The 21,722-nt window shown below is 57.1% G+C and carries 22 protein-coding genes, 1 tRNA gene and 1 pseudogene; 9 read left to right on the forward strand and 15 right to left on the reverse strand.

Annotation, left to right across the window (positions count from 1 at the left end):
- The first annotated feature begins 149 nt into the window (after positions 1 to 149).
- On the forward strand, positions 150 to 1,787 hold the full coding sequence (locus D0851_RS19380) for a methyl-accepting chemotaxis protein (protein ID WP_117620090.1): 1,638 nt from the start codon (positions 150 to 152) through the stop codon (positions 1,785 to 1,787).
- Between the two features lie 3 nt (positions 1,788 to 1,790).
- On the opposite strand, the gene D0851_RS19385 is transcribed toward D0851_RS19380, so the two are convergent.
- Both D0851_RS19385 and D0851_RS19390 read right to left on the reverse strand, forming a co-directional pair.
- Positions 1,791 to 2,465 (reverse strand): spermidine synthase, encoded by a 675-nt coding sequence (locus D0851_RS19385; protein ID WP_117620091.1) that lies wholly within the window; start codon positions 2,463 to 2,465, stop codon positions 1,791 to 1,793.
- A gap of 214 nt (positions 2,466 to 2,679) precedes the next feature.
- On the reverse strand, positions 2,680 to 3,228 hold the full coding sequence (locus tag D0851_RS19390) for a hypothetical protein (protein WP_205422239.1): 549 nt from the start codon (positions 3,226 to 3,228) through the stop codon (positions 2,680 to 2,682).
- Positions 3,229 to 3,776: 548 nt separating this feature from the next.
- On the opposite strand from D0851_RS19390, the gene D0851_RS19395 reads away from it, so the two are divergent.
- From D0851_RS19395 to D0851_RS19405, 3 genes are all read left to right on the forward strand, one after another.
- The gene (locus tag D0851_RS19395) at positions 3,777 to 4,181 is read left to right on the forward strand and encodes an MbcA/ParS/Xre antitoxin family protein (RefSeq protein WP_227539578.1); all 405 of its coding nucleotides are present in this window, start codon (positions 3,777 to 3,779) and stop codon (positions 4,179 to 4,181) included.
- Positions 4,181 to 4,870 (forward strand): RES family NAD+ phosphorylase, encoded by a 690-nt coding sequence (locus D0851_RS19400; protein WP_117620093.1) that lies wholly within the window; start codon positions 4,181 to 4,183, stop codon positions 4,868 to 4,870. Before D0851_RS19395 ends, D0851_RS19400 begins: the two co-directional genes overlap by 1 nt.
- Before the next feature lie 325 nt (positions 4,871 to 5,195).
- On the forward strand, positions 5,196 to 5,783 hold the full coding sequence (locus D0851_RS19405) for a hypothetical protein (RefSeq protein ID WP_227539367.1): 588 nt from the start codon (positions 5,196 to 5,198) through the stop codon (positions 5,781 to 5,783).
- An 87-nt stretch (positions 5,784 to 5,870) separates the two neighbouring features.
- On the opposite strand, the pseudogene D0851_RS19410 reads toward D0851_RS19405, so the two are convergent.
- The 4 genes and pseudogenes from D0851_RS19410 to D0851_RS19425 all read right to left on the reverse strand — a co-directional run.
- Positions 5,871 to 6,011: pseudogene (locus tag D0851_RS19410) on the reverse strand (ISNCY family transposase); the annotation flags it as partial.
- Positions 6,012 to 6,078: 67 nt separating this feature from the next.
- Positions 6,079 to 6,777, reverse strand: a complete 699-nt coding sequence (locus D0851_RS19415) for a hypothetical protein (protein ID WP_117620095.1) — start codon at positions 6,775 to 6,777, stop codon at positions 6,079 to 6,081.
- A 15-nt stretch (positions 6,778 to 6,792) separates the two neighbouring features.
- Positions 6,793 to 7,527 (reverse strand): HupE/UreJ family protein, encoded by a 735-nt coding sequence (locus tag D0851_RS19420; protein ID WP_227539368.1) that lies wholly within the window; start codon positions 7,525 to 7,527, stop codon positions 6,793 to 6,795.
- A gap of 48 nt (positions 7,528 to 7,575) precedes the next feature.
- On the reverse strand, positions 7,576 to 7,956 hold the full coding sequence (locus tag D0851_RS19425) for a hypothetical protein (RefSeq protein WP_117620483.1): 381 nt from the start codon (positions 7,954 to 7,956) through the stop codon (positions 7,576 to 7,578).
- Positions 7,957 to 8,036: 80 nt separating this feature from the next.
- On the opposite strand from D0851_RS19425, the gene D0851_RS19430 reads away from it, so the two are divergent.
- Positions 8,037 to 8,315 (forward strand): metal-sensing transcriptional repressor, encoded by a 279-nt coding sequence (locus D0851_RS19430; RefSeq protein WP_117620096.1) that lies wholly within the window; start codon positions 8,037 to 8,039, stop codon positions 8,313 to 8,315.
- A 24-nt stretch (positions 8,316 to 8,339) separates the two neighbouring features.
- Here the strand turns inward: D0851_RS19430 and dmeF are convergent, their stop codons facing one another.
- Positions 8,340 to 9,269: a CDF family Co(II)/Ni(II) efflux transporter DmeF gene (dmeF, locus tag D0851_RS19435; protein WP_117620097.1), complete on the reverse strand. Its 930-nt coding sequence runs from the start codon at positions 9,267 to 9,269 to the stop codon at positions 8,340 to 8,342.
- Positions 9,270 to 9,743: 474 nt separating this feature from the next.
- Positions 9,744 to 9,820 (reverse strand) — tRNA-Arg (locus D0851_RS19440).
- Positions 9,821 to 9,907: 87 nt separating this feature from the next.
- On the opposite strand from D0851_RS19440, the gene D0851_RS19445 reads away from it, so the two are divergent.
- Both D0851_RS19445 and D0851_RS19450 read left to right on the forward strand, forming a co-directional pair.
- Positions 9,908 to 10,615 (forward strand): TIGR04283 family arsenosugar biosynthesis glycosyltransferase, encoded by a 708-nt coding sequence (locus D0851_RS19445; protein ID WP_117620098.1) that lies wholly within the window; start codon positions 9,908 to 9,910, stop codon positions 10,613 to 10,615.
- Positions 10,602 to 11,234 (forward strand): TIGR04282 family arsenosugar biosynthesis glycosyltransferase, encoded by a 633-nt coding sequence (locus D0851_RS19450; protein ID WP_117620099.1) that lies wholly within the window; start codon positions 10,602 to 10,604, stop codon positions 11,232 to 11,234. The genes D0851_RS19445 and D0851_RS19450 overlap by 14 nt, the downstream gene beginning before the upstream one ends.
- A 5-nt stretch (positions 11,235 to 11,239) precedes the next feature.
- On the opposite strand, the gene D0851_RS19455 is transcribed toward D0851_RS19450, so the two are convergent.
- Together D0851_RS19455 and D0851_RS19460 are read right to left on the reverse strand one after the other, a co-directional pair.
- Complete coding sequence (locus D0851_RS19455) at positions 11,240 to 14,062, reverse strand: insulinase family protein (protein ID WP_117620100.1); 2,823 nt, start codon at positions 14,060 to 14,062, stop codon at positions 11,240 to 11,242.
- Positions 14,063 to 14,126: 64 nt separating this feature from the next.
- Entirely contained in the window at positions 14,127 to 14,426 is a 300-nt protein-coding gene (locus tag D0851_RS19460) for a hypothetical protein (RefSeq protein ID WP_117620101.1), read from the reverse strand.
- A 383-nt stretch (positions 14,427 to 14,809) separates the two neighbouring features.
- Here D0851_RS19460 and D0851_RS19465 point away from each other — a divergent pair, with 383 nt between their 5' ends.
- Complete coding sequence (locus tag D0851_RS19465; RefSeq protein WP_117620102.1) at positions 14,810 to 16,795, forward strand: SDR family oxidoreductase; 1,986 nt, start codon at positions 14,810 to 14,812, stop codon at positions 16,793 to 16,795.
- A gap of 174 nt (positions 16,796 to 16,969) precedes the next feature.
- Here D0851_RS19465 and D0851_RS19470 read toward each other — a convergent pair whose 3' ends face one another.
- The 4 genes from D0851_RS19470 to pyrC form a co-directional block, all read right to left on the reverse strand.
- Positions 16,970 to 17,392, reverse strand: coding sequence for a PIN domain-containing protein (locus D0851_RS19470; protein WP_117620103.1), 423 nt, complete (start codon positions 17,390 to 17,392; stop codon positions 16,970 to 16,972).
- A complete protein-coding gene (locus D0851_RS19475; RefSeq protein WP_117620104.1) occupies positions 17,389 to 17,622 on the reverse strand; it encodes an AbrB/MazE/SpoVT family DNA-binding domain-containing protein in 234 nt (77 codons plus the stop codon). Before D0851_RS19475 ends, D0851_RS19470 begins: the two co-directional genes overlap by 4 nt.
- Before the next feature lie 284 nt (positions 17,623 to 17,906).
- A complete protein-coding gene (rnt, locus tag D0851_RS19480; protein WP_117620105.1) occupies positions 17,907 to 18,563 on the reverse strand; it encodes a ribonuclease T in 657 nt (218 codons plus the stop codon).
- 34 nt (positions 18,564 to 18,597) lie between these two features.
- Positions 18,598 to 19,638 (reverse strand): dihydroorotase, encoded by a 1,041-nt coding sequence (pyrC, locus tag D0851_RS19485; protein WP_117620106.1) that lies wholly within the window; start codon positions 19,636 to 19,638, stop codon positions 18,598 to 18,600.
- Positions 19,639 to 19,840: 202 nt separating this feature from the next.
- Here pyrC and D0851_RS19490 point away from each other — a divergent pair, with 202 nt between their 5' ends.
- The gene (locus D0851_RS19490; RefSeq protein ID WP_117620484.1) at positions 19,841 to 20,758 is read left to right on the forward strand and encodes a flagellar protein MotY; all 918 of its coding nucleotides are present in this window, start codon (positions 19,841 to 19,843) and stop codon (positions 20,756 to 20,758) included.
- 6 nt (positions 20,759 to 20,764) lie between these two features.
- Here D0851_RS19490 and D0851_RS19495 read toward each other — a convergent pair whose 3' ends face one another.
- Positions 20,765 to 21,691, reverse strand: a complete 927-nt coding sequence (locus D0851_RS19495) for a histone deacetylase family protein (RefSeq protein WP_117620107.1) — start codon at positions 21,689 to 21,691, stop codon at positions 20,765 to 20,767.
- Between the last annotated feature and the right edge of the window lie 31 nt (positions 21,692 to 21,722).

Consider the following 21,722-nt stretch of genomic DNA (forward strand, 5'->3'; position numbering starts at 1 on the left):
CAGGGAGTGTCATTGACCTCTCCCCGATCTGACCCAAGTCAGGAAAAAAATGACACATATCTATAAAGTCCGGCGACAGTTGGCCGTTATTTTATCCAGTCAAACCAATTTTCAAGCCGCCCGCAGAGCGGTTCCTGAGTCGGGTTATCATGAAAAAACACTACTCCATTCGATTCCTGTTACTCGTTGCCCTGGCGACGGCTTTCTCGCTGGTACTTGTGTTTACCGTGCTCTATAGCGCGAATTCACAGCGTGCCCATGTTGAAGAGTTCAGCCACAAGTATGTCGACGGGCTGGCCAAGTCCTATTTCGACGGGCTGAACACCATGATGATCACCGGCACCATTGGCAACCGGGATGTGCTTCGGGAAAAGGTGAAGGCCCCCGAGGATGTTCTGGATGTGCGGGTGATTCGAAGTGATCTGCTGAACCGGGTCTTTGGTACCGGCAAGGAGTCCGAACAGAAACGGGAGCCCCTGGACAGGAAAGCGCTGTCCGGCGAGCGGGTGGAGGCTTATTCCAAAAATGAGGAGGGCCGGGTCTACACCCTGATTGAGCCGGTGATTGCCCGGGAGAACTATCAGGGCGTTAACTGCCTGGGTTGCCACCAGGCCAGGGAAGGGGACGTACTTGGCGCTATCCGGGTGGATTATTCCCTGGCGGGAAGCGATGCCCGTTTGCACCAACAGCTGCTCACCAGTGGTGGCATCCAGGTGGCCATATTCGTCGCCGTGTTTTTCCTGACGGCAGCGGCCTTGGGCCGGCTGGTGTTTTCCCGTCTGCGCCGGCTCCACGACAGGATGGACGAGATCTCCCGCAATTCCGACCTGACCATTGAGCTGGAAGTAACCCGTAATGACGAAATTGGCTCTGTCTCCCGCGCGTTTAACCGGATGATGGCGAAGATCAGGGAGAGCATGAACACCGTGATGGACAACGCCGAGCAAGTGGAGCAGGCGGCCCGCAGTATTGCTGGCAAGGCGGACACCACCGAGCGCGAGGTGCTGGCCCAGCGGGACAACACCGACCAGGTGGCCAGCGCCACCACGGAAATGGCGGCTTCCGCCGTGCAGGTCCGGGAAAACGCCATTCACACCACCCGTAAATCGGCGGACACAGCAGAATCCGCCACTAAGGGTGAGAGCCTCGCCCGCAACGCGGTGGAAGGCATCGGGGCGCTGAACAGCGAAGTACAGAGCGGCGCACAACGCATCGAACAGCTGGATCAGCGCACTAGTCAGATGTCGGATATGCTGGAGGTAATCTCCAACATTGCCGACCAGACCAACCTGCTGGCGCTGAACGCCGCCATTGAGGCCGCGCGGGCCGGTGAGCAGGGCCGTGGCTTCTCGGTGGTCGCCGATGAAGTGCGCGCACTTGCCTCACGCACCCAGGATTCCACCGAGGAAATCCGTAACACCATCAATGGGCTTAAGGGCGAAGTGGTGGACTGCGTGGCCACCATGCGACACGCCTCGGAGATGGCGGAACAGCAGGTATCCGCGATTCTCAAGGTGGAATCCGAGCTACAGGCCATTGCGGCGGCGGTGCGCCAGATTACCGATCTCAACCAGGAAATGGAAAGCGCTGCCAATGAGCAGAGCGAGGTTGCCGAATCCATCAATCACAACGTAATCGAAATCAGCCGTTCGGCGGAGCAGACCTCCGGCGACGCCAAGGAGACGGCCCGCATTGCGGGAGACTTGCTCTCCATGGCGGAAAACCTGCGAAAAACCATCGAGCAGTTCCGGCTTAACCAGGGCGGTCGCCATAAACCGGCGCGTTAACAGTTACCACGCCAGCCAGATAACGTGACGAGCGCCCTTGCCAGGGCGCAAAGCCCGCACCGTAACCGGCTCCACGGAAAACCCGGCGCGGCGCAGCCTCTCGGTAAATGCGTGCTCCGGGCCGGCGGACCAGTAAGCCAGGATGCCCTCGGGGCGCAGGGATTTCTGGGCCGCGGCAATACCATCCGGGGAGTAAATCCAGTTGTTCTCCTTGCGGGTCATCCCTTCCGGGCCGTTGTCGACATCCAGCAGGATGGCATCCCATTCGCCATCGCTGCTTCTAAGCAATTCCGCCACATCACCAACATGAACGCTGGCCCTGGGATCGTTCAACGGGTTCCTGGCAGCAGCGCCCAGCGGCCCCCGGTTCCACACTTCAACTTCGGGAACCAGTTCAGCCACCGTTACCTGCGCATCCTCGCCCAGTGCTGACAGCGCTGCGGCCAGAGTAAACCCCATTCCCAGCCCGCCAATCAGTACCCGGGGGGAGGGTTGATCTGCAATCCGCTCGCATGCCAGCGTGGCGAGCGCATCTTCCGAGCCGTGTATCCGGCTGTTCATCAACTCACCGGTAGTGCCGGCAATCTTGATAGAGAACTCATCGTTGCGCTGAAGCAGGCGTAATCGGGTTCCCTTGCCGGGAATGATTGCGGTGCCGATTTCGGTGAAGCGGGCCATTTGGGGTTCCGTTTGGTGGGTCGGACTCGCATCTTAACTTAGAGAATCCAAAAAAACGGAATACAACGATGAACATTCTTACGATTTATCGGATGATCCAGGGCAAAAGGACTATCTGGCGAAACACTGATGGACAGAAAACTTTAATCAGCCAGCGATGCGACGACGAAGTAGGTTTCAGGACTTCCTCTACTTCGTCAGCGCTCGCTGTGGATTAGAAGTTGTAACCCAGACCCACCGTATAAGCCCAGGCTCCGTCGTCCTGGAAGGCATCCGATGCGTCGTTGGTGTCGCTGAAGAAGAACTGGTATTCGGCTCGGGCGAGGAAATAGGTCTTCGTCCGCACGTAGTACTTTATTCCCGTTTCCAGGCCGGCGAAGGCGCTGTCCTTGACGCCATCGCCGTAGATCCCGCCGAGACTGCCGCCGACAAAGGGGCGCGCGCGATCAGCGAGAAACTGATAGTTGAAGTAACCACGGGTTGAGCCGTTCCAGAAATCATCCTTGACACTTTCTCCTTCGATGCTGGCGTAATTGATGCTTTGCCGGGCACCGGCAACCATGTTATCCCGCAAATACCAGCCCAGATCGCCGGTCACGCCGAAGCTGCCGCTGTTGAAATCCCGGTCGTTACTGCCTGTTCCGGAGAGGGAGAATTCGCGGTCGCCTTCATTCGGGCCGAACTCTGGGGATTGTGCGGATGCTGCCATAGGCAGGGTACCCAGAAAACAGAGCGTGATTGCCGCAGTGTAGACTCTGATCATGAGAAGCTCCTTACTTGCATTTTTCAGATTGCATTTCCGAAATGCGCTATTACGTGCTCGGCCCGGACCCGTTACGCAGCAGATGCCAAGGCAGTCAGCGGACGCCAGCACAGGCTCTCAGGATCAGTGTTTGACCGCTCGTCTGTCTGTTCGCAAGCACACACAGGAGGCTGAAAAGGGGATTTAAGGAGGGAGGAGAGTCGATACTTCTGGTCGGCTTAATCACACGAACTGTGTTGACGACATCCAGTGTTGATGCGGCAAGCGGATTGGTTTATGCCCGGCGTGCCTACACCGGAAAGTTTCCCCGGAAACGCCCGACAGGGGATTATTTATGGCATCAAAGAAGTAAGTCAACGTTACCGTGTTTGCTCCAAGAGCATTTGGCGATGGTTCGAGAAGGTCGCTTTCCGAAGCCGGTCCTGCTGTCCCCAAGAACCGCGCGGTGGCGTGAAGAGGGCCCCACTGAATTCTGTCCCTTAATAGACTTTATGAGATTAGAAGTCTAATATGAGACTGTTGATGCGCATAAAGCGGGGGTTAGTATGATGAGTGCGATTGCAGAGAAAAAATCACTCGCTGAAGCCCGTCGCATGGGTGTCAGTGGCCTAAAAACTGCGTTCAACATTCTCGATAAATGGGGATGTAGTGCCGAACAGATGCAGGCTATTCTGAGGCTCCCGAAGGCAACCTTTTACAAGTACCGGAACGATCCCGAGAGCGCCCGTCTGGACCGGGATCAGGTCACGCGCATCAGCTACCTGCTGAACATGCATCAGGCCCTGCGGATTGTGTTTGAAAATCCGGAGAACGTGTATGGATTCATGCGAAAGAGGAACCACAACCCCTTTTTCCATGGTAGGGCTCCGCTGGAGGTGATCGAAAGCGGAGATTTTGCAGCGCTATACGAGACGTTCAGGCGCATTGACGCCCTGCGTGGTGGTCTCTGGTGATGGGGTTGAACCTCCCGGTCATAACGGTTCCGAAAACAAAGGGCTTTCGCCTGGTCAACTCCAAGCTTCCTCCCATTGATATATTCAACGATGTGGCCGATCCCGATGAGTTTCAGGATCTTTTCGACCTGCAGGCCATGACAAACCCTCGCCTCAAGCAGGAAGTCGGTGACCTCAATTACATCGACCTGGAGGAAATTCCCTGGGGCATTCCCGGTTGTCCCTATGCTGCGTCGCCCTTTACCCATGTTTCCCCGGACGGAAGTCGGTTCAGTAACGGCGAGTACGGGATGTTGTATATCGGCGACACCATGGAGACAGCGCTCGCTGAGGTTGAATATCACCAGGGCCGATACCTGGCGAATATCGAGGACCTGAAATTCGACCGAATGATCTTCCGTGGCCTCGCCTGCACGTTTACCGGGGGCGTAATTCATGATGCCACCGCGTTGGCGGCGACCCACGGGATATACCAACCTGACGACTATTCCGCGTCTCGTGTGTTGGGTGCGCACCTTCGTGCTGGCGATTCTGAGGGAATCCAGTACTGGTCAGTGCGAAATTCCGGTGCCACTTGCTGGGGGTTATTTACACCAAGACACGTTCATTCGGTTGTACAGGCTGCGCATTTCGAATTCATCGTGTGTGGCGGGGAGATCGTAGACAGAAATAAAGTTCTCGGTATATGAGTTTTTCCAAAAACGCTAAAAAATTAACCTAAGCCCGGCCTCCAGTTACAGAGATACGGGGGGCACTCTGGACTAAGTGTATGTGGCGGGATGGAGCGGCATCTTAGCCTGCCCGCACCAATTACGGGTACCGGGCCGATGCTCGCCGGCATTTATTCTCTGGGGGGCTCATGCGGGCAGGCTTCACGTGGAATGGGTGGCAACCTTCAGCGGTTTACGCGGTGTCTTGGCAGTTTTCATACAAGGCTCACGTTTTCGCTCGCCATAAACCGGTAACGTTTGCGGGTTGTGAAAACCAGATCAAACGTTGTCAGGGAAGAATTCCATGATCACTCATCTCAAACCCGAATTTCGAAAGGCTTGGTTGCTTGCTGTTTTACTTTTGCTTGGCTCACTGCTCGCCGGATGTATGCCGGGTACAATTGAAACTGCCGCAGGCACCGCTTTCATCTGGGATCAGAAACAGGACTACAAACACAAGGGTGAAGTAGACCGTGCTGTCGACAGGTATGTGAGAGACCACGCCGAATCGCCTTGCAAGTATGGGGAGGACCGGGTGATGACCTCGGCGGTCGAAATTCTTAAAAAATACAGGCTTACAGGCCTGAAAGAGGTTTACAAAAGGCTTGAGGGCATCTATGAAGACGAGAGTCAGCCGGATAACGTTCGGGCTGGTGCTCTATATAACATGGCGGTTTTGCAATCACGCAGGCATGCACCCAAAAAAATACTGGCCCGGGAGTTCTTCAAGCGGCTTTACATCGAGTTTCCCAACGAGTACCGCTGTATTTTTAAAGCAACGGAATGGCGGGATTCCATGATTGAACAACAGTTACTGCTGCCGGGCGAAACCGTGGAGTCGTTTCTGCGTGAGGCCGCGGAAGATATCGAGAAAAGAAAAGGAGTGCAGTGACCGGTTGCGGCCCTGTGAGAAGAAGGCCTGCTCGCCAGTGCCCATCCAGAAACACGCGTTTTCAACCAGTTTGGCTCATCCCTGGATGTCGGTTTTGCTTTTTGCCAGCAGCCGACTGATCACATGCACGCCATCATTCAGCAACTGGCTGTCACTGGGCTGAGCAGTAGGGCTGGCCACCACGGTACTGTCGATGCGCAGCTTATCCAGAGAAGCCACCCCCGTGTCCCGCGGGCGTCCAATCTGGGCAAGGCAAAGAACTGGCGTCCTGCCAGCCCTCTGCAGGCTGTCTCTATTACAGCATTTTTTTCAGCTGTCCGTAATCTCCGCCGGTACGGAGCACCAGGGTGATGTCGTTGTCATTCCGGTTTCTGAAGAACCAGCCATGGTTGCCGGTAAAAGCGGCTTCCAGTTTGCCTTCGTCTTCCGGCACGCCCCGGCCTTTCTCGTATGAAATTGACTGGCCGCCCCCATCGCCATGGGTGTCGTAGTTGATGGGGCCACCCTCGGATGCCCAAGAGAACCGAGCCACGGCACTTTCTTCCATGGTGAGCTTGAACTCAGTACCTTCGCCAGGCGTGAGAACCACGCGCACTTCATCCTGCCACTGCGGTTCCGCAGGTACTGCTTCTGATGCTGTTTGCGCTTCGAGGGGCGCAGTTTCTGGCTCCAGGTTCGAGGCTGCGTCCTGGGTGGGTTCTTTAGCTACAGGTTGTGCTACTTCTGCTGCTGCCTGCTGATTGCCTGAGGATTGAACGGCAACCATCTGGGCGGCCTCGTCAGTGGCGGCCTCTTCGGCGAGCTGTTCCTTGATCTCGCCCATCTCGGTCAATCCCAGCAGTTGGCCCGCTCCGGTCGGGTCCAGGGCGTACTCGGCGGGCATGACCACAGTAACCAGCAGAACCAGTGCCACAATGGCAGCGATGATGGTTGATCGAATCAGTTTGGCGGCGCTGGGCAATTCTTCACGGCTTGGTGTATCGGTGTTGTACATACTGAATCTCCAGAATTAGGCTGCAAAATAACCGGTGAGCTGATAGCCAAAGAGCAGGAAACCTGCGCTCATCATGGCCACGTTGGCGGTGTAGGCGTGGCGGAAAAAGCCGTCGGTTTTACGCCAGAAGCTGATGCCGATCAGGATCATGGCCAGGGCGATGAGTTGTCCGATTTCCACGCCCACGTTGAAGGCGAGGAGGTTCGGGATTAGCCCATCCGGCGAGATGTCGTATTCGATGATCTTGGTGGACAGGCCGAAACCATGGAAGAACCCGAAAATCAGCGTGGCCGCCTTGGTATTGGGCTGGAAGCCAAACCAACGCTGATAGGCACCGATGTTGTCCAGTGCCTTGTAGACGATGGACAGACCGATAATCGCATCAATGAGGTAGCTGTTGATGCCCACGTTGAAATAGACGCCCAACAACATGGTGGTGGAATGCCCCAGGGCAAACAGGCTCACGTAGATCGCGATGTGCTTCATCTGGTAGAGGAAGAAGATCACACCCAGCAGGAACAGCAGGTGGTCATAACCGGTGACCATGTGTTTGGCCCCCAGATAGATGAACGCAATAAGGTTTACACCGGTAATTTCCTGAATGTACCCCTTATCGCCCTGGGCGACAGAATGGGCCAGCACATCGGTACTCAGGCCCAGTAAGCCCAGTGTCAGAAATATCCAGAACAGACGACTGCCTGCGCCCGTTGAGGGCACGCCACGGCAACCGCCAAGCAAGCTTGACAACATAAAGACTCCAATCGAATTTGTTTTCTCGGGCCGCCTAAGCGGCAAGAATCAAGCAGGAAGGAGTGCTTTTGGAGGGCGTTCGAGCCGATAGCGCAAGCTGCGGGGGAAATCACCGGCAAAGGGCACGGGCTGCCGGAGAACGGTCAGGCTTTGGGAAAGCAGGGGAACCCTTAGCTGGTCCACTGTCTCGTGGGTGTGATTTCCCGCATCGTGGTGCAGTGAGACCTCTGGTTCTTCGTCAAAATCATGGCTGTGCCCATGCCCACCATGACTGTCTGAATGGCCGCTGAGTCGTGATTCCCAATCACCTGCCAACTCAGCCACGCCGTGAGAGAACACCTCGCCAATCACCGACAGTGACAGGCCCGCCAATGCGAACAGCATGACGAGCGTCGGAAGCAGTTTTCTTTGGTGAATGGCCGAAATCATCAGTTTGTTGCGTCGAGTCGGTTGTTGGATTTCAGCGAAAACAAAGGATAACATCCCCCCGTGGGGGATAGGAATTAAACATGGTAAATGATCATACGCATCAATCGCACTCGAACATCATCAAACGCCTGAAGCGGGCCAGCGGCCATCTTGAAAGCGTGATTGGCATGATTGATCAGGGAAAACCCTGCCTGGAACTGGCGCAGCAGCTTCACGCTGTGGAAAAGGCCATTCAGCAAGCCAAGCGCGTACTGGTACAGGACCACATTGAGCATTGCCTGGACGATGCCATCGGGCCGCTGGAGCCGGACCAGCAGCGGCGCGTCGATGAATTCAAGGCAATCGCCCGGTATCTTTGATTCCATCACTGTTGCTTCTCTGTGTTACTCACACCGCAAAGGTTCCACCGTCACGTGGACCAGGGAGTGGCAGCGGGCCTGAATGCGTTCCTTGTAGACTGTGGGCGACTCGGGCTGGTGGGAGACCACTGAGACAATAGCCGCATGAATGTTTGGGCCAATCGCCCACACATGCAGATCACTGACTTTGGCATCGTCGTCTTCCACTGCCAGTTTGACGGTTTCCTCCATGTCTTGATGTTGCTCATCGAGGAGCACTTTTGACGTGTCTTTCAACAGGTGCCAGGACCAGCGTGTTACCAGAATGGCACCGATAATACCCATCATCGGGTCCATCCAGTTCCATCCCGCATATTTACCGGCTACAAGGGCAACAATGGCCAAGACTGAGGTCAGGGCATCGGCAAGCACATGAAGGTAGGCCGCACGGCGGTTGTGGTCATGGTGATGATGGTGGTGACCGTGATCATGTCCGTGACTGTGACCATGGTCATGGCCCGCATCCCCCAGTATCCAGGCTGACACCCCATTGACCACGAGGCCGATGATGGCCACGAAAATTGCACCATCGAAGGAAATCGAGACTGGCTGGATAAAACGCCCAACGCTTTCGATAACCATGTAGAGCGCAAAGACAGCCAGCAAAATCGCGCCGGTAAAGCCGCCCAGCGCATTGACCTTCCCGGTACCGAAAGAGAAGCGGGCGTTGCCTGCGTTTTTCCTTGCGTACGCATAGGCGAAGGCGGCAATACCCAGAGCCACCGCGTGCGAACCCATGTGCAGGCCATCGGCCAGCAAGGCCATGGAGCCATAAATGATCCCGGCCAGGATTTCCCAGACCATCATCGCCAGTGTCAGGCCCACCACGATGAGTGTTCGGGTTTCGCCGGAGCGCTTCAGATCCTGACCAAAGACGTGATTATGTTGCCAATGGTCGAGTCGTTCGTGGTGCATAACAGTGTTCCTGGCAAGGCTGATGATTGGTAAGTCCAGGGTCAAAACCAGCTTTTGACCTATCCCCCCTGGGGGGATAGCATGAGAATGCTACTGTAGTCAGATTTCTACCACAACCTTTCAGTTCCTGACCATGTCACTGGAGAGGCGGTGCTTGAGATCCTAAAACCCCGAACCTATCGCCATTTGTTCCTGGTCCAGGTGGTTGCATTGCTGGGTGCGGGACCGACGTCATCAACTTAAGCCCCGGACAAGCCAAAAGCCAGCCCTGGCAGCCTGTCGGACGTCATGGGCAGGGGATAAACAGCGTCACCGGGGTGATGTGGCAACGGTCAGCGCCGGATGAGGCGATCTGCAGGGTTTGCTTGAGGCGCAGGTAGTCGGTTTCGATGCCCCAGCGACGGTGGTAAAGCGGGGCAAAGTCGGCGGCGGGGAAGGCCTGTGCATCCCGCAGGGAGGTGGCGAGGACTTCGGTGGTACCCCCGGCAGGACTCGAACCTGCTACCTTCCCCTTAGGAGGGGGACGCTCTATCCAGATGAGCTACGGGGGCATTATCGCGAGAAGGGCGGTATGATAGCGGGCTGAGCTCTTAGGCTCAAGGTGCAGCTTTGTTTCGGTGAATTTCACGGAGTGCGTTTTGCCTGAACCTTTCTCGTTGAGCGTGATTGTCCCGGTCTGGATGGAGGCTGCGAGCGTTGCTGATACGCTCCGGGCTCTGCAGCCGATTCGCGCTCGGGGGCATGAGGTTATTGTGGTGGATGCTGGCAGCAGTGATCGCACCGCCGAACTGGCAAGGCCTCTGTGCGATCGGTTGGTGGTTTCCGGGAAGGGTCGGGCGGTTCAGATGAACGCCGGTGCGGCTGTTGCCAAGGGGGACGTGTTTCTTTTCCTGCACGCAGACACCCGGCTTCCGGACAATGCCCTGGATCATCTCGTGGAATTTGCCCGCTCGCACCGTGCCTGGGGCCGGTTTAATGTGCGCCTGAGTGGCCAGCGGCCGACGTTCCGGGTGATTGCCTGGTTTATGAACCAGCGCTCCCGCCTGACCGGTATCTGCACCGGCGATCAGGCGATGTTTGTGCGCCGGGATGCATTCGAGGCGCTGGCGGGTTTTCATCCCATGCCTTTGATGGAAGATGTGGAATTTTCCCGCCGCCTTTGCCTGGTGTCCCGTCCCTTCTGTATAAAAGAACCTGTCGTTACCGATAGCCGCCGGTGGGAAGAGCACGGTGCCTGGCGGACGATTTTCCTGATGTGGCGGTTGCGCTGGCGTTATTGGCGCGGTGAATCGCCGGAGTCTCTGGCCCAAATCTACCGATCGGATGTCCGTAATGCCTCAAAGTAATCCCCCCTCGGCGGTATTTCTCCAGTTTGCCAAGTGGCCGGAAGCCGGTCGGGTCAAAACCCGGTTGATGCCGGAATTGGGCGCGATAGGTGCGCTCGAAGCCCATATAAGGCTCACGCTGGCGGTTCTGGACAACCTGTGCGCTACCGGGTATCCGGTGGAGTTCTGGTGGGACCGGCCGGTGGATGACCGGCCAGGGGAAGCTGCCACCATTCTTGAAGAAGTGAACGGTGCGGGGCTGGTTCAGGGGGTGCAGCAGGGCAGCACGCTCGGGGAGAGAATGCACGCGGCACTCAGCCAATCCCTTCGCGACTATGACAGGGTCCTGGTGGTTGGCAGCGACTGTCCCTCTGTGGATCCGGATTATGCCCGCAAGGCGGTGGCCAGTCTGGCGGATTACGATGTTGTGCTGGGGCCGTCTGATGATGGCGGTTATGTCCTGATTGGCGCTTCACGGGTAGCCGAGGGAATGCTGGATAACATTGCCTGGGGTTCGCCGGATGTTCTGATCCAAACCTGTGAACAGCTTGATGCTGCAGGGCTCAGCTATTTCGTGCTGGAGCCCCGCTGGGATGTGGACGAGCCCGAAGACTGGGCCCGTTTTCTCCGTACCTGCTGAGACTGTCAGCTGGCGGGCACTGGCGGTAGTTCGGTCAACTTGCCCAGGGCCTGATCCGCTTGCAGGCCGTTGCCACCGGTGACCACCCGAAGTGACTGTTCCCGCTTAAGTACGGCTTTCCGGAAGGTGTCCAGAAGCTCCTGCAGACGGACATTCCTCACCGCTTCGGCCAGTTGCTCCCGGGAGTTGAAGCTTTCCGCACCACGATCAATCTCACGCCAGTAACGGCTGGAGATCTCGCCCAGTTGCCGGTCCTGTTCGAGCAGTTTGCTGATCACGGCCTGTTTTTCCTGGTTCAGCCGCTCACTGCTCAGCCCGGCCAGTGTGCTCTCGAATTCTACGGAGAATTCCGTTACCGCCTGGTCAATCTCGGTTTGTGAGGCGGACGGTGACTGCACTACAAAGCCCAGTGCCGGGGTCTCCAGCATTTCATAGGGGGTGGCGTAAACGATGTAGCCCAGCTGGCGGCTGGTTCGGATCTCCTCGTAGAAGGGGCTGCTGATGATCTGCGCCAGCAGGCGGAAACGGGCCCGCTCCTGGAAACTGGTGTTGTCTCCCTGCATGTAGAGCGTGTAGCCGGTGTCCGGGTGGTCTACGGTCAGGGAAACTTCGGTTTCCCGCTCTGGCAGTTGGCGCACCTGGCTGCGTGCTACCCGGGCGTTTTCGGTGTTTCGCAGGACCATGGCGTCGATCTGCCGGGCCAGATTGAGAGCCGATGCCTCAGTGAGATTTCCGTGGGCGAGCATCACCGGGTCTACTTGCGAGAATGCCGCCTCCGAGAACGAGCGCAGTTCATCGAACGTCACTTCCCGGGCTGCCCTGAGCTTTTCGTCCGTGCTCCAGGCGCCTTCGATCAGGGAGGTCTGGACAAATTCAGAGGTTTGCTCAACCGGGCGGTCTTTGGCCTTGTTCTGCAGGCTGTCGATCAGGTTCCGCCGGGCAATGTTGAAACGCTGTCTGGTCAGCTCCGGTGCCGCTACCTGAAGCAGGATCCGGTTCATCAGGGTGTGCAGTTTGTCGTTGTAACCGCCCACACGAACCGTGATGCCGCGCAGGTGCGTATAGACACTGTAATCCAGGCCGGCCAGGCTGGCGGAGTAGGCCCAGGCATTGAGGTTGGCGTTGATGGAGTCCACCAGCAGCTGGGTCAGTACGTTGCTTCGGGCAGATGCCCGTGCGGCCTGTGTTCGCAGGCTGATGAACACGTTGGCCCTGGGCGTATCAAACCGGGTATCCCGGGCAAACCAGATCTCCATGCCCCGGAGTGAGCCCAGTGATGTCGGCTTTTTCATGGTGCCCCCCGGCACCATCTCCAGGTCTTCTGGTACAAAGGGGTTGGCGGACGGCAATTGCAGCTGGGCGGCAAGCTCCGGCAGCTGCGGGGTTGTCAGCGCTTTCGGATCCAGTGGCTCGCGGCTCCAGGCAGCCTCGTACCAGTCGGTGCGGTTCGGATTTTCCAGCCCGGGGTTCGGCGCCAGAACGAATGCGAGGACATTATCCGGCGTCAGCCGGTTCAGAATGTCCCGGTACTGCTCCGGCGCATAACGTTCAACCAGCCAGGGTGCACGAAGCAGGTCCTCCGGCGGATAATCCATGAGCTGGCTGGACAGTCGCATGGCCTCATGCAGTGGGCTGCCCTGTTCACGGAACCGGAAATCAATGCGGGCCAGGTTCTGCATCTCCAGGAAGCGTTGCTCACTGATGCCTTTCTGGCGAATCTTTTCGATGTAATCGAACACCAGTGGCAGGATTTCCTCGTGGCGGCTCAGCCCTTCCGGGGTCAGGGAGATGCTGATTTCCAGAGTGGCGTTTTCGCCGGTGTCCATTCCCAGACCGGCTGACAAACTTTCAGCAAGGCCGGCCCGTTTGAGGACATCAAACAGGCTGCCAGGCCCCTCATGGCCGAGCAGGTTGGCCACGTAACTGGCGGGCTTGGTTCGGTAGTTATCCTCTTGCGAGGGAATAGGGAAGGTAAGCGAGAGGCTTCGCACATCCTTGAGCGCTTCCACTGTTACCTTGGCCGGCAGTGCATCCTTTTCAAAGAGACTGGCGGTATGGCGCCTGGGTTCGAGACCGCGGTTTTCGATGGTGTCAAAGCGGCCACGCACCATGGCTTCCAGATCGTCCAGGGTTTGCGGCCCGTAAACCGCCAGAGACATAAGGTTGGCGGAATAGTCCTGCTTCCAGAATTCGATGAGGTCCGGGCGCAGCGGGTTGTCGTCGGTGTTTTCAAGCGTGCTCAAATTGCCAACGGCAAACTGGCTGAAGGCGTGGTTCGGGTTGCTGACCGCCTTTTTAACGGAATAGAACCTGCGGCCATCCTCTTTCTGTTTGGCGCTGAACTCCGAATGGACGGCATTGCGTTCACGGTCCACCAGTTCGGCAGTGAACAGCGGTGCCGCAAACTGCTGGGCGAACCGGTCCAGTGCCGGTTTCAGAAATTCAGACTGAATATCAAAGAAATAGTTGGTGTCCTGGAATGCGGTAAAGGCATTGTGCTGGCCGCCATGGCTCTTGATGAACTGCTGGTATTCACCCGGCGCCGGGTATTTTTCGGTGCCAAGAAACAGCATGTGTTCCAGGAAGTGGGAGAGCCCCTCGCGATTTTCCGGATCGTCTCCACTGCCAACGGCCACATTCATTGAGGCCGCTGCCTTGTCTGCCTCCTTGTCCGAAACCAGGATGACCTTCAGGCCATTCTCCAGTTCGATGAACCGGTACTGGTTGTCATCATTGGGGCTTTTTTCCGGAATCTGGGTGGCAAGAGTAAAGGTGCTGAACAGCAGGAGTGTGAGCAGGGCAAACAGGCGTATCATCTGGCTTTGCATTGGGTGTTTCCTGGCGATGCGGGTGCTCATAGGCTCTCTGTTATCCTGTGAATGTGTTCTGGGTTCAGTGCATCAGCGCTTTGCGGGTACTTTCCGGCTGCTGGTCAAGGGTCTTACGAGCCAGGTCAGCGGCCTTCTCACCATCCAGCTGACCGGAGGCAATGCGCTCAAGGACGGTTGCCATAATGGCAACGGACTGGCGGTAATCGGAAAACTCGGCCTGAAAGGCGCTGTCGATGGCTTCGTAAACCGCCTGAATTTTCTGCTCGCGGGACCCGGCGTTTTCGGCCGTATCGTTAATGGCCTTCAGGCAGGCCCGGGCAATAGAAATGTAGCGTTCCGCGTTGGGGTTGTCTTTTTGCATGATCGGGATTCCGGCGGTCGGTTTTCCTGTGAAGTGAAGAGATGCCAAAAGGCGCGATAAGTTCCCGATTATGTCATTGCTGGCGGGGTGTTTCATTGCTTTGTGGTAATCCTGCAATCGGGCAGGCAGGCGGCAATTCCTGTGCTAGTCTCAAAAGCATTGTGTCGGTGAACCGGACACGCCTTTTAAAGGCCCCGGCCCGAAAAGTTAGAGTAATAGCTCTATTAAAAACAAAGGCTTGCAGAGTAAAAGCTCTAAAAAAGTTCGATACATGAAGGTTGCAATTAAGTACAATGCCGGCGTTTCCGGATTGACCTAAGACTTTAGTCGTATGGGTGCCGGCATGGATAGACAACAACCGAGCAACAAAGGGTGGACGATTGATGAATTATTTCCTGACCGGTGGCACCGGATTTATTGGCCGATTTCTCGTAGAGAAGCTGCTGGCACGCGGTGGCACGGTACATGTGCTGGTACGTGAGCAGTCCCAGGATAAACTCGAACAACTGCGCGAACGCTGGGGCGCAGACGAAACCCAGGTAAAGGCCGTTATCGGCGACCTGACCAGTAAAAATCTGGGTATCGATGCCAAAACGCTCAACGCCCTTAAGGGACAGGTTGATCATTTCTTCCATCTGGCGGCGGTGTACGACATGGGTGCCGATGAAGAGGCCCAGCAGGCAACCAACATTGAGGGCACCCGGGCTGCGGTCAATGCGGCCGAAGCCATGGGCGCGAAGCATTTCCATCACGTGTCCTCCATCGCGGCGGCCGGTCTGTTCAAGGGCATCTTCCGTGAGGACATGTTCGAGGAAGCGGAGAAGCTGGATCATCCGTACCTGCGCACCAAGCACGAGTCCGAGAAGGTCGTGCGCGAAGAGTGCAAGGTGCCGTTTCGCATCTACCGTCCGGGCATGGTCATCGGGCATTCCGCCACTGGCGAAATGGACAAAGTGGATGGCCCCTATTATTTCTTCAAGATGATCCAGAAAATCCGCCACGCACTGCCCCAGTGGGTTCCCACCATTGGCATTGAAGGCGGCCGGCTGAACATTGTGCCGGTGGATTTCGTGGTCAAGGCCATGGACCATATCGCCCACCTTGAGGGTGAAGACGGCAAGTGCTTCCACCTGGTGGATTCAGACCCGTACAAGGTTGGTGAGATTCTCAATATCTTCAGCGAGGCGGGTCACGCTCCCAAAATGGGCATGCGTATCGATTCCCGTATGTTTGGCTTTATTCCGCCATTCATCCGTCAGAGCCTGAAGAACCTGCCGCCGGTGAAACGGCTGACAGCAGCGGTTCTGGACGATATGGGCATTCCGCCTTCGGTGATGTCCTTCATCAACTACCCGACCCGTTTTGATGCCCGCGAAACCGAGCGCGTTCTGCAGGGTACCGGTATCGAAGTGCCGCGCCTGCCGGATTACGCACCGGTTATCTGGGATTACTGGGAGCGCAACCTGGATCCGGACCTGTTCAAGGACCGCACACTGCGGGGCACAGTTGAAGGCCGCGTTTGTGTGGTTACTGGTGCAACCTCCGGTATCGGTCTGGCCACGGCCCAGAAACTGGCTGACGCAGGCGCCATCCTCGTTATCGGCGCCCGTAAACTGGAGCGCCTGAAAGAAGTATCGGCGGAGCTGGAGTCCCGTGGTGCCAGCGTGCATGCGTATCCGTGCGATTTCTCGGATATGGAAGCCTGCGATGAGTTCGTGAAAACCGTTCTGGATAACCACGGCCATGTCGATGTGCTGATCAACAACGCCGGCCGCTCCATCCGCCGCTCACTGGATCTGTCCTTCGACCGTTTCCATGACTTTGAGCGCACCATGCAGCTGAACTATTTCGGCTCTGTGCGCCTGATCATGGGCTTTGCACCCAAGATGCTGGAGCGTCGCCGCGGCCACGTGGTGAATATTTCCTCCATCGGTGTACTGACTAATGCACCCAGGTTCTCCGCCTACGTCGCCTCAAAGTCCGCGCTGGATGCGTTCAGCCGTTGTGCCGCCTCTGAGTGGTCTGACCGCAACGTAACCTTCACCACCATTAACATGCCGTTGGTAAAAACGCCGATGATCGCACCAACAAAGATCTACGATTCGGTGCCAACGCTGTCGCCGGATGAAGCAGCAACTATGGTGGCCGATGCCATCGTTTACCGGCCGAAGCGCATTGCGACCCGTCTGGGTATCTTTGCCCAGGTGCTGCATGCCCTGGCGCCGAAGATGGGCGAGATTGTCATGAACACGGGTTACCGGATGTTCCCGGATTCACCGTCTGCCGCGGGCAGCAAGTCCGGCGAGCGGCCCAGGGTGTCTTCCGAGCAGGTAGCCTTTGCTGCCATCATGCGAGGCATTTACTGGTAATCGTAATGTTCCCCGAAACGAAAAAACCCGCCTCGGCCAAGCCGTTCACTTAAAGTGGATCTGGCTTGGCCAAGTCGGTTAGTAGAAAGGGCCGCTGAATTTCCCAGAGGCCCTTTTCGACATCTGATCACAAAAAGCAGGAAAAGCCCCTGCATGGTAATGCCATTAGCTGGATCAGGATTTGCCACCGCTCTTGCCTGCATCATTTATATCAATCATCCCTACTGAGCGTGCTTTTTTGTCAAAGCTCACTGTCGAGGTGCAACCACGGCTTTCGCAAATAACAGTTATGAGTGCATCGCTAAAATCGGCGTTCCCGGTTGAGAACCGCTTGAGCGCCAGATACACCAAATCGGCTTCGTCGATCATCAACTGTTTGGTGGTCAATAGTGCGTTGACAACATTTTGAATGGCATTTTTCGGTTGCTGGTAGCACGTCTCCAAAACCCAGATAACTTCAACCAGCACAATCGATGTAACGAAGCCTGGATTGCGCGAGGTCAACCGCTCCTCAACTAGCCTGTTAGTAATAGCCGCTTGACCTGGGTCGTCCTGGGTTAGGTAGCGCACGAGAACATTGGTATCCAGCCCAATCATAGACCCGCCCTTTGCCGGATCGCTGAGTCCATTTCCTCTATGCTGACGACCCGGGTAGGCGTAATCATTCCCTTCAGCCGACTAACATCCTCAACAGCGGCAAGCACTTCCCAGTGACCTTCCGCCACTTTCACAAACTCCACTCGATCTCCAGGGCCAACCTTCATGTCGGTGCGGACGTTAGCCGGGATCGTAATTTGTCCTTTACTGGTAATCGTTGCTGTAGTCATTTCACCTTTCCTCTTACCAAAATCCTTACTATAGGTAAGGTATCAATTAGGCAAAAAAATAGCCAGCGCTGACTCATGTTTTCCTGTCGGGTTTAAGCGCCTCGGTTTCGGCCATAACGAGGTGTTCATGGCCGGCAAGTGGGAGATCTGGAAAGATATCTTTCTATTGGAAAAAGGCACCAACACTGTATGGCTGCACAGAATTGGTACCTTTGTAGCCCGGCCCTCTTGCCTGAATCCACTTTAAGTGAACGGCTTGCGCCTCGGCGGGTTTTTTGTGGCTGTTATCCGGTCTCTTCCGGGATCAGGGGAGGCGGAAAGCCGCCCAGTTCCTTCCAGCGATTGACGATACCGCAGAACAGGTCTGCCGTTTTTTCGGCATCGTAGGCGGCTGAGTGGGCTTCCTTGTTACTGAACGGAATGCCGGCCAGCTTGCAGGCCTGGGCCAGGACGGTATGGCCGTAGGCGAGGCCCGCGAGGGTGGCGGTGTCGAAGGTCGAAAAGGGATGGAACGGATTGCGCCGGATATCGGAACGCAGTGCGGCTGCGAAGATGAAGTTGTGGTCAAAGGTCGCGTTGTGGCCAACCAGAACCGCCCGTTTGCAGTCGTGGTTTTTGACGGCCTTACGGATCGGATTGAAGATTTCGCTCAGGCCTTCCCGCTCGGGCACCGCCTCCCGTTCCGGATTCCAGGGGTCAATGCCGGTAAAGTCCAGGGCGGACTGCTCCAGATTGGCGCCTTCAAAGGGATCAATCTGCTGCACGTGGGTTTCGGTACGGCGCAACCAGCCGTCGTCGTCCATGGTCAGGATAACGGCTGCCACTTCCAGCAACGCGTCTCGCTCGGGGTTGAAACCGGCGGTTTCCACATCGACAACAACGGGCAAAAAGCCGCGGAAACGGCGGGACATAGGGTGCGGTGGTTTGTTTTCGTCAGTCACTCAAGCTCCGGTCTTGGCCGTGTGTGAGAAGGAATCAGCTATGTTTCGCCAGCCGCCAGTGAACAGTTTCACCGGCTTTCAGCGGCACAATGGTGCCCTCAACCAGGGGCAGCTCCCTGGGCATGGTCCAGGGCTCACGAACCAGGGTGATGGTGTCGGTGTTGCGCGGCAGGCCATAGAAATCGGCGCCGTTGAAGCTCGCGAAGGCCTCGAGTTTGTCGAGAATGCCCAATTCTTCGAAGATGTCGGCATACAGGCCGATGGCGCCGTAGGCGGAGTAACACCCGGCACAGCCGCAGGCCGCTTCCTTGCGATCTTTGGCGTGGGGCGCGGAATCGGTTCCCAGGAAGAAGCGTTGGTCACCGCTGGCAACGGCGTCCCGCAGGGCCTGCTGATGGCGGTTGCGCTTGAGGATTGGCAGGCAGTAAAGATGTGGGCGAATGCCACCTACAAGCATGTGGTTGCGGTTGTACATCAGATGCTGGGGCGTCAGGGTGGCGCCCAGGTTATCACCGCTATGCTGTCTCACAAAGTCCGCCGAATCGGCCGTGGTGATGTGCTCCAGTACTATCCGGAGGTTCGGGAATGCTTCCAGAGTCGGGGCCAGCACCCGCTCCAGAAAGACCTTCTCCCGGTCGAAAATGTCGATATCGGCATCGGTCACCTCGCCATGCACCAGAAGCAGCATGCCGCAGTCGGCCATGGCTTCCAGTACCGGGTAGATGTTCCGGATGTCCTTCACGCCGGAGGCGGAATTGGTGGTGGCGCCGGCCGGGTAGAGCTTTGCGGCCACGATGCCAGCGGCTGTGGCCTCCCGGATGGTTTCCGGGGTAGTGCTTTCGGTCAGGTACAGGGTCATCAGTGGTTCAAAGCCGGTGCCGCTGGCGGCTGCAAGGATCCGGTCCCGGTAGGCGGTGGCATCCGCTGCGGTTGTTACCGGTGGTGCCAGGTTGGGCATGATGATGGCCCGTCCGAAACAGGCCGCAGTGGCAGGCACGACGTCCCTCAGGATATCGCCGTCCCGGACGTGGAGGTGCCAGTCGTCGGGGCGGGTAAGAGTAAGCTGGTCTGTCATGGCAGTTGTCCGCAATACCTTTGGCGAGGCCGGGCCGGAAAAATTGGCAAGGCCGGGGCTGAAATTAAAGGACCTTGAAAAAATTTGCCGGATTATACCAGAAGGGGCCGGCGATTGTTTTCGCCTGGGGGCTAAAGAAACACGGACGAAGGCCGTTAAACACTCAAAGCTTTTTAACTCCCTGATACCGATGGCAACCGATATGGGATTCCGCCCCCGCAACAATCCGATGACTGTGCTGGCCGCCTGCCTTTTCAGTGTGTTTTTGCCCGCAAGTGGGCAGGCTGCGAGCTATGGTGCTGGTATTGAAAATAGCCAGTGGTACCTGGCCGAGTCGGTTTTCGAATGTCGCCTGGTGCACGAAGTGCCCGGTTATGGGCGAGCGGTTTTCTATCATCGCGCCGGCGAAAGCCTGTCGTTCTTTCTGGAATCTGAATCGCCGCTGATGCGCCCGGGGCGGGGTAGCCTGGTAGCAGAAGCGCCATCCTGGCGCCCGGGTGTGGCGCCGCGGCCCTTGGGAACGGTCAATGTCTCGGATGATCGCCGCCAGGTCACTCTGGATACCCGCCTGGCCTTTGTTCTGGCTCGCGGCCTGCTTGATGGCATGCGCCCCGTCGTTACCCGGGAGTCCTGGTTTGACGGCCGGCCGGTGCGGGTATATGTGTCCAACATCAATTTTTCCGGCGAGTATCAGCAATACCAGCGCTGTACTTCCAACCTGCTGCCGGTGAATTTTGACCAGATCCGCCGCTCACGCATTCCGTTTGCCAGCGGCAGCAGCCAGTTGTCGGATCGGGACAGGAAGTTGCTGGAAAATATTGTGACCTATGTGATTGCGGACTCGACAGTGGAACGGATTTTCGTGGATGGCCACAGTGACAGTATTGGCAGCCGGATCAACAACCGGGCCCTCTCGGAAGATCGTGCCAATGTGGTGGCGGATTACCTCAAGGCCCGGGGGCTTGATGAAAACATGATTACCGTCAGGGCCCATGGCGATCAGTACCCGGTATCAAACCGCCCGGCGGACAATCGCCGAACCAACATTCGCCTGCAGCGGGCCGGTGACCAGCCGGAACTGCAACAGGCCAACGGCTACGGCGGGGATCTCCGGGGATAACCGGGATCAGTAAACCGAATTCAGCACTTCCAGATGGGCGTTCACACTCTCCGCCAGAGCACGCAGGTGGTACCCGCCTTCCAGCGTTGAAATGATCCGGTCGTTGCTATGTTCATGGGCAACGCCCACAATCATTTCTGTCAGCCAGCGGTAGTCTTCAGCATCCAGGTTCAGCTCCGCCATCGGGTCCAGTCGGTGGGCGTCAAAGCCCGCTGAAATAACGATCAACTGGGGTTTGAAGTCGTTCAGCCGCTTCAGCCAGCCCGCCTCCACCCGCTTCCGGTACTCCTCTGAGGAACAGTTCGCCTCAATCGGAATGTTCACAATATTTTCCGCTTGCCGGTGCACGTGGGAGTGCGGGTAGAAGGGGTGCTGGAAGCTGGAGCACATCAGGATCCGTTCATCACCACTGACAATATCCACCGTGCCGTTGCCCTGGTGCACATCAAAATCGATGATCGCGACCCGTTCGAGATGATGGAAGGTCAGCGCGCGCATGGCGGCCAGGGCGACGTTGTTGTAAAAACAGAAGCCCATGGATTTGGCGCGCTCGGCATGGTGGCCTGGCGGGCGGGCACAGACAAAGGCATTGGTTACCTGGCTGCTCATGACCATATCCACCGCCTGGATATTGGCGCCGGCGGCCAGGCGGGCGGCGCGAAGGGTATCCGGCATCATGGCGGTATCCGGGTCGGTAAACACCCGGCCCCGGGTCGGTTGCATCAGGTCGAGCTGGTGCAGGTATTTTTCCGGGTGCACCGTCAGAAGCTGATCACGGGTAATTTCCTCCGGCCGGACCCAGTCGAGCTTCTGGTCCAGCCCGGTATCCGCCAGATAACTGATGATGGCCGCAAGTCGCTCCGGGCTCTCCGGGTGCTCCGGGCCCATGTTGTGTCTCATGAAGTCATCGTGGGAAAAGAATGCCGTGGTCATACGTCTCGGGCTGCCTTCAATATGCTTATAT

Origin of the sequence: Marinobacter sp. Arc7-DN-1 (genome assembly GCF_003441595.1) — a bacterium.
Classification (GTDB): domain Bacteria; phylum Pseudomonadota; class Gammaproteobacteria; order Pseudomonadales; family Oleiphilaceae; genus Marinobacter; species Marinobacter metalliresistant.

Coding starts and splice junctions, on each gene's coding strand:
- D0851_RS19380 (WP_117620090.1), top strand. CDS start 150: ATGAAAAAACACTACTCCATTCGATTCCTGTTACTCGTTGCCCTGGCG.
- D0851_RS19385 (WP_117620091.1), bottom strand. CDS start 2,465: ATGGCCCGCTTCACCGAAATCGGCACCGCAATCATTCCCGGCAAGGGA.
- D0851_RS19390 (WP_205422239.1), bottom strand. CDS start 3,228: ATGATCAGAGTCTACACTGCGGCAATCACGCTCTGTTTTCTGGGTACC.
- D0851_RS19395 (WP_227539578.1), top strand. CDS start 3,777: ATGAGTGCGATTGCAGAGAAAAAATCACTCGCTGAAGCCCGTCGCATG.
- D0851_RS19400 (WP_117620093.1), top strand. CDS start 4,181: ATGGGGTTGAACCTCCCGGTCATAACGGTTCCGAAAACAAAGGGCTTT.
- D0851_RS19405 (WP_227539367.1), top strand. CDS start 5,196: ATGATCACTCATCTCAAACCCGAATTTCGAAAGGCTTGGTTGCTTGCT.
- D0851_RS19415 (WP_117620095.1), bottom strand. CDS start 6,777: ATGTACAACACCGATACACCAAGCCGTGAAGAATTGCCCAGCGCCGCC.
- D0851_RS19420 (WP_227539368.1), bottom strand. CDS start 7,527: ATGTTGTCAAGCTTGCTTGGCGGTTGCCGTGGCGTGCCCTCAACGGGC.
- D0851_RS19425 (WP_117620483.1), bottom strand. CDS start 7,956: ATGATTTCGGCCATTCACCAAAGAAAACTGCTTCCGACGCTCGTCATG.
- D0851_RS19430 (WP_117620096.1), top strand. CDS start 8,037: ATGGTAAATGATCATACGCATCAATCGCACTCGAACATCATCAAACGC.
- dmeF (WP_117620097.1), bottom strand. CDS start 9,269: ATGCACCACGAACGACTCGACCATTGGCAACATAATCACGTCTTTGGT.
- D0851_RS19450 (WP_117620099.1), top strand. CDS start 10,602: ATGCCTCAAAGTAATCCCCCCTCGGCGGTATTTCTCCAGTTTGCCAAG.
- D0851_RS19455 (WP_117620100.1), bottom strand. CDS start 14,062: ATGCAAAGCCAGATGATACGCCTGTTTGCCCTGCTCACACTCCTGCTG.
- D0851_RS19460 (WP_117620101.1), bottom strand. CDS start 14,426: ATGCAAAAAGACAACCCCAACGCGGAACGCTACATTTCTATTGCCCGG.
- D0851_RS19465 (WP_117620102.1), top strand. CDS start 14,810: ATGAATTATTTCCTGACCGGTGGCACCGGATTTATTGGCCGATTTCTC.
- D0851_RS19470 (WP_117620103.1), bottom strand. CDS start 17,392: ATGATTGGGCTGGATACCAATGTTCTCGTGCGCTACCTAACCCAGGAC.
- D0851_RS19475 (WP_117620104.1), bottom strand. CDS start 17,622: ATGACTACAGCAACGATTACCAGTAAAGGACAAATTACGATCCCGGCT.
- pyrC (WP_117620106.1), bottom strand. CDS start 19,638: ATGACAGACCAGCTTACTCTTACCCGCCCCGACGACTGGCACCTCCAC.
- D0851_RS19490 (WP_117620484.1), top strand. CDS start 19,841: ATGGGATTCCGCCCCCGCAACAATCCGATGACTGTGCTGGCCGCCTGC.
- D0851_RS19495 (WP_117620107.1), bottom strand. CDS start 21,691: ATGACCACGGCATTCTTTTCCCACGATGACTTCATGAGACACAACATG.